11 protein-coding genes are annotated in these 14,061 nt (G+C 40.0%); 10 read left to right on the forward strand and 1 reads right to left on the reverse strand.

All coding sequences use genetic code 11. From position 1 onward, the window contains the following. From D8787_RS11715 to D8787_RS09960, 8 genes are all read left to right on the forward strand, one after another. Window positions 1-1,686, forward strand: a 1,686-nt coding sequence (locus D8787_RS11715) for an LPXTG cell wall anchor domain-containing protein (protein WP_221765917.1), incomplete at its 5' end; no start/stop codon positions are given. A gap of 167 nt (window positions 1,687-1,853) precedes the next feature. Then, window positions 1,854-3,131, forward strand: a complete 1,278-nt coding sequence (locus D8787_RS09930; protein WP_125423397.1) for an ABC transporter permease — start codon at window positions 1,854-1,856, stop codon at window positions 3,129-3,131. A gap of 12 nt (window positions 3,132-3,143) precedes the next feature. After that, on the forward strand, window positions 3,144-3,791 hold the full coding sequence (vex2, locus tag D8787_RS09935; RefSeq protein WP_050211795.1) for an ABC transporter ATP-binding subunit Vex2: 648 nt from the start codon (window positions 3,144-3,146) through the stop codon (window positions 3,789-3,791). A gap of 54 nt (window positions 3,792-3,845) precedes the next feature. After that, a complete protein-coding gene (gene vex3 / locus D8787_RS09940; RefSeq protein WP_125423400.1) occupies window positions 3,846-5,225 on the forward strand; it encodes an ABC transporter permease subunit Vex3 in 1,380 nt (459 codons plus the stop codon). Between the two features lie 349 nt (window positions 5,226-5,574). Further along, window positions 5,575-8,916 (forward strand): LysM peptidoglycan-binding domain-containing protein, encoded by a 3,342-nt coding sequence (locus tag D8787_RS09945; protein ID WP_125423403.1) that lies wholly within the window; start codon window positions 5,575-5,577, stop codon window positions 8,914-8,916. Window positions 8,917-9,077: 161 nt separating this feature from the next. After that, window positions 9,078-9,734: a response regulator transcription factor VncR gene (gene vncR, locus D8787_RS09950; RefSeq protein WP_125423407.1), complete on the forward strand. Its 657-nt coding sequence runs from the start codon at window positions 9,078-9,080 to the stop codon at window positions 9,732-9,734. Continuing rightward, window positions 9,731-11,059 carry a sensor histidine kinase VncS gene (vncS, locus tag D8787_RS09955; protein ID WP_125423410.1) on the forward strand — a complete coding sequence of 443 codons (1,329 nt, stop codon included), beginning with the start codon at window positions 9,731-9,733 and terminating at the stop codon, window positions 11,057-11,059. Before vncR ends, vncS begins: the two co-directional genes overlap by 4 nt. 140 nt (window positions 11,060-11,199) lie before the next feature. Then, entirely contained in the window at window positions 11,200-12,081 is an 882-nt protein-coding gene (locus D8787_RS09960) for a class II fructose-bisphosphate aldolase (RefSeq protein ID WP_001018999.1), read from the forward strand. A 154-nt stretch (window positions 12,082-12,235) separates the two neighbouring features. On the opposite strand, the gene D8787_RS09965 is transcribed toward D8787_RS09960, so the two are convergent. Further along, window positions 12,236-12,697, reverse strand: a complete 462-nt coding sequence (locus tag D8787_RS09965; protein WP_125423413.1) for a helix-turn-helix domain-containing protein — start codon at window positions 12,695-12,697, stop codon at window positions 12,236-12,238. A 497-nt stretch (window positions 12,698-13,194) separates the two neighbouring features. Here D8787_RS09965 and D8787_RS09975 point away from each other — a divergent pair, with 497 nt between their 5' ends. Together D8787_RS09975 and D8787_RS09980 are read left to right on the forward strand one after the other, a co-directional pair. Then, on the forward strand, window positions 13,195-13,539 hold the full coding sequence (locus D8787_RS09975; RefSeq protein WP_125423419.1) for a hypothetical protein: 345 nt from the start codon (window positions 13,195-13,197) through the stop codon (window positions 13,537-13,539). A 14-nt stretch (window positions 13,540-13,553) separates the two neighbouring features. Next, entirely contained in the window at window positions 13,554-13,760 is a 207-nt protein-coding gene (locus D8787_RS09980) for a hypothetical protein (protein ID WP_125423422.1), read from the forward strand. Window positions 13,761-14,061 lie beyond the last annotated feature (301 nt).

Consider the following 14,061-nt stretch of genomic DNA (forward strand, 5'->3'; position numbering starts at 1 on the left):
AATCAGTCATACAATTCCAGGAACAGAGCTACAGGAACAGAGCTAGTAAACCAAGACTTCGAACTAGTGAAACCAACCGACAAAGTTCCAGTCAAAGACACAGCCCACTTAACTCCAGAAGAGAAGAAACAAGTGGCAGATAAAGTCAAAGACAAGAACCCAGGTAAGGAAGTAACAGTAGGCGACGATGGAACAGCAACAGTGACAGATCCAAGAACAGGAATCAGTCATACAATTCCAGGAACAGAGCTAGTAAACCAAGACTTCGAACTAGTGAAACCAACCGACAAAGTTCCAGTCAAAGACAAATCCCACTTAACTCCAGAGGAGAAAAAACAAGTGGCAGACAAAGTCAAAGACAAGAACCCAGGTAAGGAAGTAACAGTAGGCGACGATGGCACAGCAACAGTGACAGATCCAAGAACAGGAATCAGTCATACAATTCCAGGAACAGAGCTAGTAAACCAAGACTTCGAACTAGTGAAACCAACCGACAAAGTTCCAGTCAAAGACAAATCCCACTTAACTCCAGAAGAGAAGAAACAAGTGGCAGATAAAGTCAAAGACAAGAACCCAGGTAAGGAAGTAACAGTAGGCGACGATGGAACAGCAACAGTGACAGATCCAAGAACAGGAATCAGTCATACAATTCCAGGAACAGAGCTAGTAAACCAAGACTTCGAACTAGTGAAACCAACCGACAAAGTTCCAGTCAAAGACACAGCCCACTTAACTCCAGAAGAGAAGAAACAAGTGGCAGATAAAGTCAAAGACAAGAACCCAGGTAAGGAAGTAACAGTAGGCGACGATGGAACAGCAACAGTGACAGATCCAAGAACAGGAATCAGTCATACAATTCCAGGAACAGACTTAGTGAACCAAGACTTTGAACCAGTAATACCAGCTGATAAGATTCCAGTAAAAGATCCTGATAACTTAACACAAGAAGAACAGGATAAAGTAAAAGAATCAGTTGAAAAAGCTAATCCAGGTAAAAAAGTAACAGTAGATAAAACTGGAAAAGTTACAATAACTGATCCAAATACTGATATAAGTCATGAGATACCAGGAGAAAAATTAATAACTCTTGTTCCACCAGTTGTTGATATTCCTGAATATACAGCTCCAATAGGAACAACAGGTGTTGATGAAAATGGAAATCTTATTGAACCTCCAATTAAGCATCAAACTAAACTTATCATCACTAAATGGGTTGATGAAAAAGGTAACGAGCTAAAACCAGCAGATGCAAAAGCACCAAAAGTTTTAGGTGAAGCGAACGAAGCATTTGAACATGGTGAAATTGAAGGGTATGTATTTGTAAGAACAGAAACTAAAGGTGATGTTGTAACTCACGTCTTCAGAAAAGTGAGCCAAGTTAGACCAACAGGTGACGGTCAACAAAGACCAGCTACTCCATCTGACGTTACAAATTCTAGACAGAATACTGCTAACCCTGCTGAGGTGCCAGCTACTCAACCTACTGAACAACCAAGTCAAACAATTGAAGTACCTGCTCAATTGCCGCATGAAGTGTCTGAAACGAATTCTCAACCGCAAGCAGTATTGCCAAATACTGGTACACAAGAAGACCGTGCTACAGGTGCATTAGGAGTTCTCTCTCTTCTTGGCGCATTTGGTTTGCTATTTGCCAAAAAGAAAAAAGACGATGAAGAGGAAGCATAAATAGATGATCTCATCTGATCCTTAGTAGCTTTCCCTACATAAAGTCTTTGGAAATCAAAAAGAACTAGAAAACTCACTCATTTGTGAGAACTCTAGTTCTTTTTTTGTATTTCATAAACATTTCATATTTGGATTTTATAATAGTCTTACAAATATGGAGGTGACAAATGAATCCAATCCAAAGAGCTTGGGCTTATATCAGCAGAAAACGACTGAGAAGTTTTATTTTATTTCTGATTTTATTTGTCCTTTTAGCAGGAATTTCAGCCTGTTTGACTCTAATGAAGTCCAACAAAACAGTAGAAACCAATCTTTACAAATCACTCAATACTTCTTTTTCTATTAAGAAGATAGAAAATGGACAGACCTTCAAGTTGTCAGACCTAGTATCTGTAAGCAAGATTAAGGGACTGGAAAATGTCTATCCCGAACTCGAAACGGTCGCAAAACTGAAAGACAAGGAAGTAGTGAGTGGTGAGCAGAGCGTAGAACGTGATGATTTGTCAGCAGGGGACAAGAACTTGGTTAGCTTAACAGCTCTTGAGGATTCATCCAAGGATGTCACCTTTACCAGTTCGGCTTTCAATCTAAAAGAAGGTCGTCACCTTCAAAAAGGGGATTCAAAGAAAATTCTTATCCACGAAGAGTTGGCTAAGAAGAATGGTCTTTCCCTTCATGACAAGATTGGCTTGGATGCTGGACAGTCAGAATCTGGAAAAGGGCAAACAGTAGAGTTTGAGATTGTCGGAATCTTTTCTGGTAAAAAACAAGAGAAATTCACGGGCTTGTCTTCTGATTTCAGTGAAAACCAAGTCTTTACAGACTATGAAAGTAGCCAGACACTTTTGGGAAATAGTGAAGCCCAAGTCAGTGCAGCTCGCTTCTATGTAGAAAATCCTAAGGAAATGGACGAACTCATGAAGCAGGTGGAAACCTTAGCTTTAGAAAGTCAAGGTTACCAAGTCGAGAAGGAAAACAAGGCTTTTGAACAAATCAAAGACTCAGTTGCAACCTTCCAAACCTTCCTGACCCTCTTCCTTTATGGGATGTTGATAGCCGGAGCAGGAGCCTTAATTTTGGTTTTGTCTCTCTGGTTGAGAGAACGAGTCTACGAAGTGGGGATTTTACTTGCACTTGGAAAAGGCAAAAGCTCGATCTTCCTACAGTTCTGTTTAGAGGTAGTTTTGGTATCTCTAGGAGCTTTGCTTCCAGCATTTGTTGCTGGAAAGACCATCACATCCTATCTACTCCAAACTCTACTAGCAAGTGGAGATCAGGTAGCCCTACAAGACACGCTAGCCAAAGCAAGCAGTTTATCAACCAGCATCCTATCTTTTGCAGAATCCTATGTTTTTCTAGTCCTGCTTAGTTGCTTGTCTGTAGCCCTTTGTTTCCTATTTTTATTTAGAAAATCGCCTAAGGAAATTTTATCATCTATTAGTTAAGAAGGAGAAATCATGACTTTATTACAATTACAAGATGTTACCTACCGTTATAAGAACACTGCTGAAGCAGTCCTATATCAGATCAATTATCATTTTGAACCCGGGAAATTTTACAGTATCATTGGTGAGTCGGGAGCAGGAAAATCCACTCTCTTGTCCCTCCTAGCTGGTCTAGATAGTCCTGTTGAAGGTTCGATTCTTTTCCAAGGAGAGGACATTCGTAAGAAGGGATATTCTTATCATCGCATGCACCATATTTCCTTGGTCTTTCAAAATTATAACTTGATAGATTATCTTTCTCCACTGGAAAATATCCGCTTGGTCAACAAAAAGGCAAGCAAGGATACACTTCTTGAGCTTGGTTTGGATGAAAGTCAGATTAAGCGGAATGTTCTCCAGTTATCAGGTGGTCAACAACAACGTGTGGCTATTGCTCGCAGTTTGGTTTCGGAAGCTCCAGTTATTCTAGCTGATGAGCCAACAGGAAATCTGGACCCTAAAACTGCTGGAGATATTGTCGAACTGCTCAAATCACTCGCACAGAAAACAGGTAAATGTGTGATTGTCGTCACCCACAGCAAAGAAGTGGCACAAGCGTCAGATATTACACTTGAGTTGAAGGATAAGAAACTGACTGAAACTCGCAATACTAGTAAATAATATGAGCTTTTCTGTTAGAACTATAAGAAAGCACAAAATCTAGAAAGGGAACCTATGTTACACAACGCATTTGCCTATGTTACAAGGAAGTTTTTCAAATCGATTGTTATCTTCCTGATTATTCTCCTCATGGCGAGCTTGAGTTTGGTTGGCTTGTCAATCAAGGGAGCTACTGCCAAGGCTTCTCAGGAGACCTTTAAAAATATCACCAACAGCTTCTCCATGCAAATCAATCGTCGCGTCAATCAAGGAACGCCACGTGGTGCTGGGAATATCAAGGGTGAGGATATCAAAAAAATCACCGAAAACAAGGCCATCGAGTCTTATGTTAAACGCATCAACGCTATCGGAGATTTGACTGGATATGACCTGATCGAAACGCCAGAAACTAAGAAAAATCTAACACCTGACCGTGCTAAACATTTTGGAAGTAGCTTGATGATTACTGGTGTTAATGACTCCTCTAAAGAAGACAAGTTTGTCTCTGGTTCTTATAAGTTGGTCGAAGGTGAGCACCTAACCAACGACGACAAGGATACGATTCTCATGCATAAGGACTTAGCAGCTAAACACGGCTGGAAAGTTGGAGATAAGGTCAAACTGGACTCAAATGTCTACGATGCAGACAATGAAAAAGGTGCCAAGGAAACAGTTGAAGTGACAGTCAAGGGACTCTTTGATGGTCACAATAAGTCGACAGTAACCTACTCACAAGAACTCTATGAAAACACAGCTATCACAGACATCCATACGGCTGCTAAACTTTATGGATACACGGAAGACACAGCTATTTATGGGGACGCAACCTTCTTTGTAACTGCGGACAAGAATTTGGATGATGTCATGAAAGAGTTGAATGGTATCAGTGGTATCAACTGGAAGAGCTACACACTGGTGAAGAGCTCCTCTAACTACCCAGCTCTAGAGCAATCCATCTCTGGCATGTACAAGATGGCCAACCTCCTCTTCTGGGGCAGCTTGAGCTTCTCAGTTCTTCTCCTTGCCCTCTTGCTTAGTCTTTGGATCAATGCCCGTCGCAAGGAAGTGGGCATCCTCCTCTCTATCGGTCTCAAGCAGGCAAGTATCTTGGGGCAATTCATCACTGAATCTATCTTGATTGCCATCCCTGCTCTTGTTTCTGCTTACTTCTTAGCTACTTACACAGCGCGTTCAATCGGAAATACTGTTCTTGCCAATGTCACTTCAGGTGTTGCCAAGCAAGCCAGCAAGGCTGCTCAAGCCTCTAACCTTGGTGGTGGTGCAGAAGTAGATGGCTTTAGCAAGACTTTGTCGAGCCTAGATATTTCCATTCAGACATCAGACTTTATCATCGTCTTTGTTCTTGCCTTGGTTCTAGTGGTTCTTGTTATGGCGCTTGCTTCAAGCAATCTCCTTAGAAAACAACCAAAAGAACTTCTGCTGGATAGCGAATAAGTTTGAAAAAATTAGTCTGGAATAGAGATTGCATCTTGTGTTTCTATTCAAGAATAGTGAATAGAGAATGACTATTTAACAATTCAAAATAGAGCCGAAAGTAGTGGTAAAAATCATTACTTTCAGTTGCTTTCTTTGTACTTTCTCTGGAGGATGTGATATACTGAAATCGTGGAGTTCGGTGAAAGGAAAATTTACAATTTCTATATTCAAATATGCATAAAAATTTATTCATAATTTGTTTTTAAATAAATAGAAAACTTGTAGATACCTATCCAAACTGAAAAGGTAAACGAGCCCGCTGTAGCTGAGTTTGCCTTTTAAAAATATAAAAATAGTGAGGAAAACAATGAGACAAACAAATGTTAGAGGGACATTATCCCTACGTGGCTTTAGAAAATTAAGAACTGGTGCAATTGTTGCGACAGGTGTGATTTTATTGGGGTTGGGCTTTTTAGCTCCAACTGTTTCAGCTAATGAACAAGATGGTGTTTGGGTAGCCAGAACAGTTGCAGACGTAAAAGCTGATATTCAAAATATAAACAATTTATCACACTACACAATTAAGTGGGGAGATACACTGAGTGCTATTAGTGGAGCAACGGGTCTATCTGTTGATAGTTTGGTTGAGATAAATCGTATTGCAAATAGAGATTTGATTTTTGCCAATAATAAATTGTATTTTAGCGAAGAAGCTTTTCTAAAAGATGGAAATACAGAAGTAAAAAGACAGCGAGTGTCGATTGATAATTCTGGTAGCTGTCAAAGTTATGAAGTTGAAACAAAGACAGATACTGTAACTGGAGAGCAAACTACTACTGTTAAACAAACGACACCAGTAGTTGTGGAAACACCAGCAGTGTCAGCAGCGAAATCAGAAACCCCAGTCACAGTTGCGCCCAAAGCAGAAACAAGGTCAGAAACTTTAAATGCTCCATCTACTGAATCCAATCCAGTAACAGATAAGGCGTCTTCAAATACAGGGACTACAAATCAGCCTGTAGTTTCAAATCCAAGTTCAGAAGCGCCAGCGCCATCAGTACCAGACTTGAAAGCTGAAACCCCAGCAGTGTCAGCGCCCAAAGCAGATGAGCCAGTAGCGTCAGCACCGAAAGTGGAGGATCCAGCAGTGTCAGCGCCCAAAGCAGACGAGCCAGTATCTCCAGCACCGAGAGCGGATGAGCCAGTATCTCCAGCGCCCAAAGCAGAGGAATCAACGGCCTCAGCACCGAAAGTGGAAGAACCTGCAACACCAGCACCGAGAGCAGACGAGCCAGCAGCTCCAGCACCGAAAGTAGAAGATACAGTAGCGTCGAAAGAAGATACATCAGCGCCAAATGCGGATAAACTAACAACTAATCAAAACGGAGATGCATCGAATCCAGTAGATTCAAAGGATGAATCATCAACACCGACTCCAGAAACTTCAACTTCAGAGCCAGAATCAGCAGAACCAACAACTTCAGCACTAAAAAACGATGAATCAGCTTCTTCAGTTGAATCTCCATCAACAGGTAATCATTCAGAAGAGTCAGGGACACTATCTGAAACTCCTACAGGTGGCTCAACAGCTACCCAACCAAGTGATACAAGTATGGAGTTGGTAACCCCAGGTGAGGCTGGTACCCCTGCACAGCCAGCTGGAGAAGCAGACAAATCCGAAGTTTCCAATCCATCATCAGGTGTAACAAATGAGGGTGATTCAGGAGCTTCAACTCCAGTAACAGGCACCACTCCTTCAAATACAGGAACTACAAACCAAGCCGTAGCCTCAAATCCAAGTTCAGAAGCACCAGCGCCCAAAGCAGAAGACTCAACGGCCTCAGTACCGAAAAACGATGAATCAGATTCTTCGGTTGAATCTCCATCAACAGGTAATCATTCAGAAGAGTCAGGGACACCATCTGAAACTCCTACAGGTGGCCCAACAGCTACCCAACCAAGTGATACAAGTACGGAATTGGTAACCCCAGGTGAGGCTAGTACCCCTGCAAAGCCAGCTGGAGAAGCAGACAAATCCGAAGTTTCCAATCCATCATCAGGTGTAACAAATGAGGGTGATTCAGGAGCTTCAACTCCAGTAACAGACAGTTCCCCTTCAAATACAGGAACTACAAACCAAGCCGTAGCCTCAAATCCAAGTTCAGAAGCACCAGCGCCAAAAGTAGAAGAACCAACAACTTCAGCACCAAAAAACGCTGAATCAGCTTCTTCGGTTGAATCTCCATCAACAGGTAATCATTCAGAAGAGTCAGGGACACCATCTGAAACTCCTACAGGTGGCTCAACAGCTACCCAACCAAGTGACACAAGTACGGAATTGGTAACCCCAGGCGAGACCAGTACCCCTGCACAGCCAGCTGGAGAAGCAGACAAATCCGAAGTTTCAAATCCATCACCAGATGTAACAAATGAGGGTGATTCAGGAGCTTCAACTCCAGTAACAGACAATGCCCCTTCAAATACAGGAACTACAAATCAACCTGTTTCTTCAAATCCAAGTTCAGAAGCAGCAACACCAAAAGAAGATAGTCCGTCTGAGGAAGCAGCACCTAAAGATGAAAAACTTGAGGAAGCTAAAAAAGATGGAAAAAATATTATCGAAGAAATTGCAACTTCAAAACTTAGTGAAATTGAAAAAGTTAAAGATGAAGCAGAAAAAGCTAAGTTAGAAACTAAATTAAATGAATTAAAAGATGCAGCAATAAAAGCAATAAATAATGCTAAAGATCATGATGCTGCTGTAGATGCTACAGCTGAGTATCAAAGTAAAATTGATGAAATTGATGTTCCAGGTGAAGAATTACCAGCACCAAACTATAACAAAGATAATTTAACAAATGGCCGTAATGAAGGTACTACTATTGACAATGGAAGTACGGTAATAGGTCATGGATCTGGTGAAGCTACAGCAACAAGTCCAACACAGCCTGTTACTGAAGAAAGATCAACTTCAACAGTATCTCCAGAAGGAAGTTCAACACAACCAGCTTCAACAGAAACTACAGCGGGAACTTCAAGTTTTAGAAATGCTCCATCAGTTCAAGTGCGGGCAAGAAGAGTAGCACGTTCGACATCAGAACCAGATGGAACTGTAAATATTAGCTATAACTTCGCTGGAATGCCAGATATTCATGGTTTCCTATCTGACCCAGGAGAAAATAATACTGTTACGATTCCTGCTGGAACTAATGAAGAACAGGCAAAAGAGTTAGTAAAAGAAAAAATTCAAGCCAAGATAAAAGACCTAGCTACTAGAGGGTATCATGTGAAAAATGACATTATTTTTGAGCAAGATACTACTGTGAAAAATTATAACTATGTAGTTACATTCACTAAGGAGGCTACAGGAACTTCAGGGTTCAGAATGGCTCCAGCAGTTCAACCACGCGCTAGCAGAAATCGTAGAAGTCTAGAACAGCCAGCTCCTCAAAAGGTCAAAGTCAATGTTTTTTATAACTTTGATCAAATGAAAGATATTGCAGGTTTCCTAGGAGATATCAATGGAATTTCTCTTGAAATTGCGGAAGGTTCAACAAATGAACAGGTGAAAGTAGCGGTCAAGAGCCAAGTTGATGCTAAGAAAGAAGAGTTGAGCAAACGCGGCTATACTTTCAAAGAGGACTATGTATATCAATCTAATGGGAAAGATTATAATTACGTTGTAACATTTTCAAAAGCAACCAAATAATTTTCATTCCATAGAGAGTGAAATGTGAGCAGAGAGAGCGATAGGCTCTCTTTGTTTTATCTAGTAGCAAGTTTTTTAAAGACAAAAGGCCAACAAGAGACTATAATAAATAGAGTAGGTATTGATTCTAAGAAAAATAAAAAATAGAGAGCAGTTAAAGTATGAAAATTTTAATTGTAGAAGATGAAGAGATGATCCGTGAGGGGATCAGTGACTATTTGACGGATTGTGGTTATGAAACCATTGAAGCAACGGACGGTGAGGAAGCCTTAGAAAAATTTTCCAGCTATGAAGTGGCTTTGGTTTTACTGGATATCCAGATGCCCAAGCTCAATGGCTTAGAAGTCCTAGCTGAGATACGCAAAACCAGCCAAGTTCCTGTCTTGATGTTGACAGCTTTTCAGGATGAGGAATACAAGATGAGTGCCTTTGCTTCGCTCGCAGATGGCTATCTGGAAAAACCTTTTTCTCTGTCCCTCTTAAAAGTAAGGGTAGATGCGATTTTCAAGCGCTATTATGATATGGGACGAATCTTCTCCTATAAGGATACTAAGGTGGACTTTGAGAGCTATAGTGCAAGCCTCGCAGGTCAAGAAGTCGCCATCAATGCCAAAGAGTTGGAAATTCTGGATTATTTAGTAAAAAATGAAGGACGGGCCTTGACTCGATCTCAGATTATTGATGCTGTCTGGAAGGCGACAGATGAGGTTCCCTTTGACCGTGTCATTGATGTTTATATCAAGGAATTGCGGAAAAAGCTAGATCTGGACTGCATCCTCACTGTGCGCAATGTTGGTTATAAATTGGAGCGAAAATGAGACGAACAGGTTTATTTACAAAGATATTTATATACACCTTCTCGATTTTTAGTGTTCTGGTTATTTGCCTTCATTTAGCTATTTATTTTCTTTTTCCTTCGACTTATCTGAGCCATCGTCAGGAAACCATTGGCCAGAAAGCGACAGCTATTGCCCAGTCCCTAGAAGGAAAGGATAGGCAAAGCATTGAGCAAGTCTTAGACTTGTATTCCCAGACCAGTGATATCAAGGGAGCAGTCAAGGGAGAGATGACCGAGGACAAGTTAGAAGTTAAAGAGAGTCTTCCTCTAGACACGGACCGCCAGACCACCTCCCTCTTTATTGAGGAGCGCGAGGTGAAAACGCAAGACGGAAGTACCATGACTCTCCAGTTTCTAGCTTCCATGGACTTGCAAAAGGAAGCAGAGCAGATCAGTCTCCAGTTTCTTCCCTATACCTTGCTGGCGTCCTTTCTGATTTCCCTCTTGGTGGCCTACATCTATGCTCGGACCATTGTTGCCCCGATCTTGGAAATCAAGCGCGTGACCCGTCAGATGATGGAACTGGATGCCCAAGTGCGATTGCGCGTGGATTCTAAGGATGAGATTGGTGATCTCAAGGAACAGATCAATAGCCTTTACCAGCACCTTTTGACTGTTATTGCGGACTTGCATGAGAAGAATGAAGCCATTCTCCAGCTTGAGAAGATGAAGGTTGAGTTCCTACGTGGTGCTTCCCATGAACTGAAAACACCTCTAGCCAGTTTGAAAATCCTGATCGAAAATATGAAAGAAAATATCGGTCGCTATAAGGATAGAGACCACTATCTGGGAGTTGCCTTGGGGATTGTGGATGAGCTCAATCACCATGTTCTGCAGATACTTTCCCTCTCTTCTGTGCAGGAATTGCGAGATGATAGGGAACAAATTGACCTACACCAGATGACGCAAAGTCTAGTCAAGGATTATGCCTTACTAGCCAAGGAAAGAGAACTCCAGATAGACAATAGTTTAACCCATCAGCAGGCTTATCTAAACCCATCAGTTATGAAATTGATTCTGTCTAATCTCATCAGCAATGCTATCAAGCATTCTGTTCTAGGTGGCTTGGTTCGCATTGGAGAAAGAGAAGGGGACCTTTTTATAGAAAATAGCTGCAGTATAGAAGAACAAGAAAAACTAGCCCAATCTTTTTCTGATAATGCTAGTCGCAAGGCCAAGGGGTCTGGGATGGGGCTCTTTGTGGTCAAAAGTCTATTGGAACATGAAAAATTAGCTTATCGTTTTGAGATGTCGGAGAATCGTTTAACCTTCTTTATAGCTTTTCCAAAAGTCGCCCAAGACTAGGGAGAGAAAGGGTTTACATAGATGAAGCTAGAAGAAATTCAATCGAAACTGCGGGAAAAACTAGATTTTTTTGTCAAAAAGTGATAAAATGAACAATGTAAATGGGATGTCCCATAAAAATATACAGGAGGCCTGATAAAATGGCAATCGTTTCAGCAGAAAAATTTGTCCAAGCAGCTCGTGACAACGGTTATGCAGTTGGTGGATTTAACACAAACAACCTTGAGTGGACTCAAGCTATCTTGCGCGCAGCAGAAGCTAAAAAAGCTCCAGTTTTGATCCAAACTTCAATGGGTGCTGCTAAATACATGGGTGGTTACAAAGTTGCTCGCAACTTGATCGCTAACCTTGTTGAATCAATGGGTATCACTGTACCAGTAGCTATCCACCTTGACCACGGTCACTACGAAGATGCACTTGAGTGTATCGAAGTTGGTTATACTTCAATCATGTTTGACGGTTCACACCTTCCAGTTGAAGAAAACCTTAAATTGGCTAAAGAAGTTGTTGAAAAAGCACACGCTAAAGGTATCTCAGTAGAAGCTGAAGTTGGTACTATCGGTGGTGAAGAAGATGGAATCATCGGTAAAGGTGAATTGGCTCCAATCGAAGACGCTAAAGCAATGGTTGCAACTGGTATCGACTTCTTGGCAGCTGGTATCGGTAACATCCACGGTCCTTACCCAGCAAACTGGGAAGGTCTTGACCTTGACCACTTGCAAAAATTGACAGAAGCTCTTCCAGGATTCCCAATCGTATTGCACGGTGGATCAGGTATTCCTGATGAGCAAATCCAAGCAGCTATCAAACTTGGTGTTGCGAAGGTTAACGTTAACACAGAATGCCAAATCGCATTCGCTAACGCAACTCGTAAATTTGCTCGTGACTACGAAGCAAACGAAGCAGAATACGACAAGAAAAAACTCTTCGACCCACGTAAATTCTTGGCTGATGGTGTAAAAGCTATCCAAGCATCAGTTGAAGAACGTATCGACGTATTCGGTTCAGAAGGTAAAGCTTAATCTAGCTGAACAATACAGATAGAACCTGCCCATTGGGTGGGTTTTTGTTTTGTTTGGTTAAACGAACGTTATTATCGTACAAATAAAAATAAGCGAAAAACGATAAAATAATTGTTCGTCTTTTGCTTATTGTTTTAATTTTACGAAATAAATATTATTTCTTGTCTCTTGAGTTCATTAAGGCTGCAACAACTGGAGCACCAATTATTGCTGCAAGTGGGCCCATAATTTTAGCAGCAAGTTTTACAGTAGATGAAGCAGCAATTAATGAAGATACTTCACTAATTTGCTCTAAATCTATAGATTTGTTCTCAGATGCTGCATATTTTTCTGATTCATCAAAAAAATTTAGCAACAACTCTGCTCTGTTAGCTCTGTCTTGATCTGTCGTTTTTAAATTTTCAATTTCAAAATCTATTACGGTACGTAATGCAATATAGTGGAGTTTCGTTAATCTATTATTTTGATTTTCAAGATTACTGATGGTTTGTTTAGTAACTCCTATAAGATTGCCTAGATCTGAACTTGTCCAATTTAAAATCAGCCTAATAGCTTTTAAGTTATTTTGTAGAATTAATCTTGTATCTTCAGTTGATGGATATTTTTCTTTTAACATATCTTCTTACCTATAATTTTCTATTTCTATTATAACAAAAATAAAATATAATTTAAATAGTTGTCTACGATAAAATAGTTTACATTGACAAAAATAAAATATTTGTATAAAATAATTGACAACTTAAAAATATTGTACTATACTATATTTAACTAAATAAGAGGAGAAGTAGAATTTAATTTAGATAATTATAGTAAAACTATTTTAAAAAAATTAAGAGGTGTGTTTTTATGGATATTCAATTGGCATTTATTTTATTGTTAATTTCTTTGTGTATCTTTCTATTGGTTAGAAAGAACATAATTACAAAAAAGTTTACGGACTTTTTGATAAACAATAAAGGACCAGAAATAGATTTCATAGAATCTGGAGACTTAAGTGTCTTAGAATGTGCAAAAATACTGAACAAAAAATATAGAATTGGAATAGTTAATGCATATATAATTGTTTGTTCAATTAAAGCAAGTTAATTTTATATAAAGTAAAGGAGTGTTACAATGGATGAACTTGTAAAAAAAATAGCAGCTTTTGGTTTACCTGGTGTAGTACTAATGATAGCAATGAGTGCGACAGGATTAGCAGGTGGGGCAGCATTGACAGCAGCTTTAGCTGCACTTGGACCTTTTGGAATGATAGGAGGAATAGTTCTTTTAGCAACTATTGGTTTATTAGCCGATAAGATAGCGGAGTTAGGTTATGAAGAAGTTACAAAGCTTGTTCTTAAAGAACATCTTAAAACATCTTCTAAGGAAGAAGCTATTGAATTGGTTAAAAAATATCCTATTACAAAATCGATGAAATTAAAAATAATTGACTACATTGAAAATTTTAATGAAAATTAAAAAGAGGTAATATTATGGCAAAACTATACGAATGTAGAGAGTGCTTACAACAGTTTACAAAAAAGGAAATTGATTGGGAAGCTAGTGATGAAAGATATGAAGATTACTACTGTCATGACTGTTCAAGATTTCTAGAACAATGTGGTATTGATGCGATGGATCCTGATGGATTTGGATACGATGATTATGGTAATTGGGATCCAGAACGTTTAGGTTTTTAGATTTTTATGGGTTTTAACATACTAAATTAGAAATATTTTACTTTATATCTATCCTGCCCATTGGGCAGGTTTTTTAGGTACGACGGGCATGTCGTACATCTGAGGTGTAAGTCCTCCGTGGGCACCCGCTACCGGTGAACCCAATAGCGATTCCCAAGCCTGACTATCGTGAGGTAGCGGGGAGAGGAAGGGATAGCGAAATCGTGGCTCTACGAACAGGAACGTGATAGTAAGGCGTATATAGCGGATAAGGGGGCCTAAAACTCTAAAGTCCAAAAAGGTAGTCGTAACCTATATGCGT

It is taken from the genome of Streptococcus mitis, from assembly GCF_003944325.1.
Taxonomy (GTDB): Bacteria; Bacillota; Bacilli; order Lactobacillales; family Streptococcaceae; genus Streptococcus; species Streptococcus mitis_CW.

What these genes read in the sequence shown, in the direction of transcription:
- D8787_RS09930 (WP_125423397.1), top strand. Translation starts at nt 1,854, where the DNA reads ATGAATCCAATCCAAAGAGCTTGGGCTTATATCAGCAGAAAACGACTG.
- vex2 (WP_050211795.1), top strand. Translation starts at nt 3,144, where the DNA reads ATGACTTTATTACAATTACAAGATGTTACCTACCGTTATAAGAACACT.
- vex3 (WP_125423400.1), top strand. Translation starts at nt 3,846, where the DNA reads ATGTTACACAACGCATTTGCCTATGTTACAAGGAAGTTTTTCAAATCG.
- D8787_RS09945 (WP_125423403.1), top strand. Translation starts at nt 5,575, where the DNA reads ATGAGACAAACAAATGTTAGAGGGACATTATCCCTACGTGGCTTTAGA.
- vncR (WP_125423407.1), top strand. Translation starts at nt 9,078, where the DNA reads ATGAAAATTTTAATTGTAGAAGATGAAGAGATGATCCGTGAGGGGATC.
- vncS (WP_125423410.1), top strand. Translation starts at nt 9,731, where the DNA reads ATGAGACGAACAGGTTTATTTACAAAGATATTTATATACACCTTCTCG.
- D8787_RS09960 (WP_001018999.1), top strand. Translation starts at nt 11,200, where the DNA reads ATGGCAATCGTTTCAGCAGAAAAATTTGTCCAAGCAGCTCGTGACAAC.
- D8787_RS09965 (WP_125423413.1), bottom strand. Translation starts at nt 12,697, where the DNA reads ATGTTAAAAGAAAAATATCCATCAACTGAAGATACAAGATTAATTCTA.
- D8787_RS09975 (WP_125423419.1), top strand. Translation starts at nt 13,195, where the DNA reads ATGGATGAACTTGTAAAAAAAATAGCAGCTTTTGGTTTACCTGGTGTA.
- D8787_RS09980 (WP_125423422.1), top strand. Translation starts at nt 13,554, where the DNA reads ATGGCAAAACTATACGAATGTAGAGAGTGCTTACAACAGTTTACAAAA.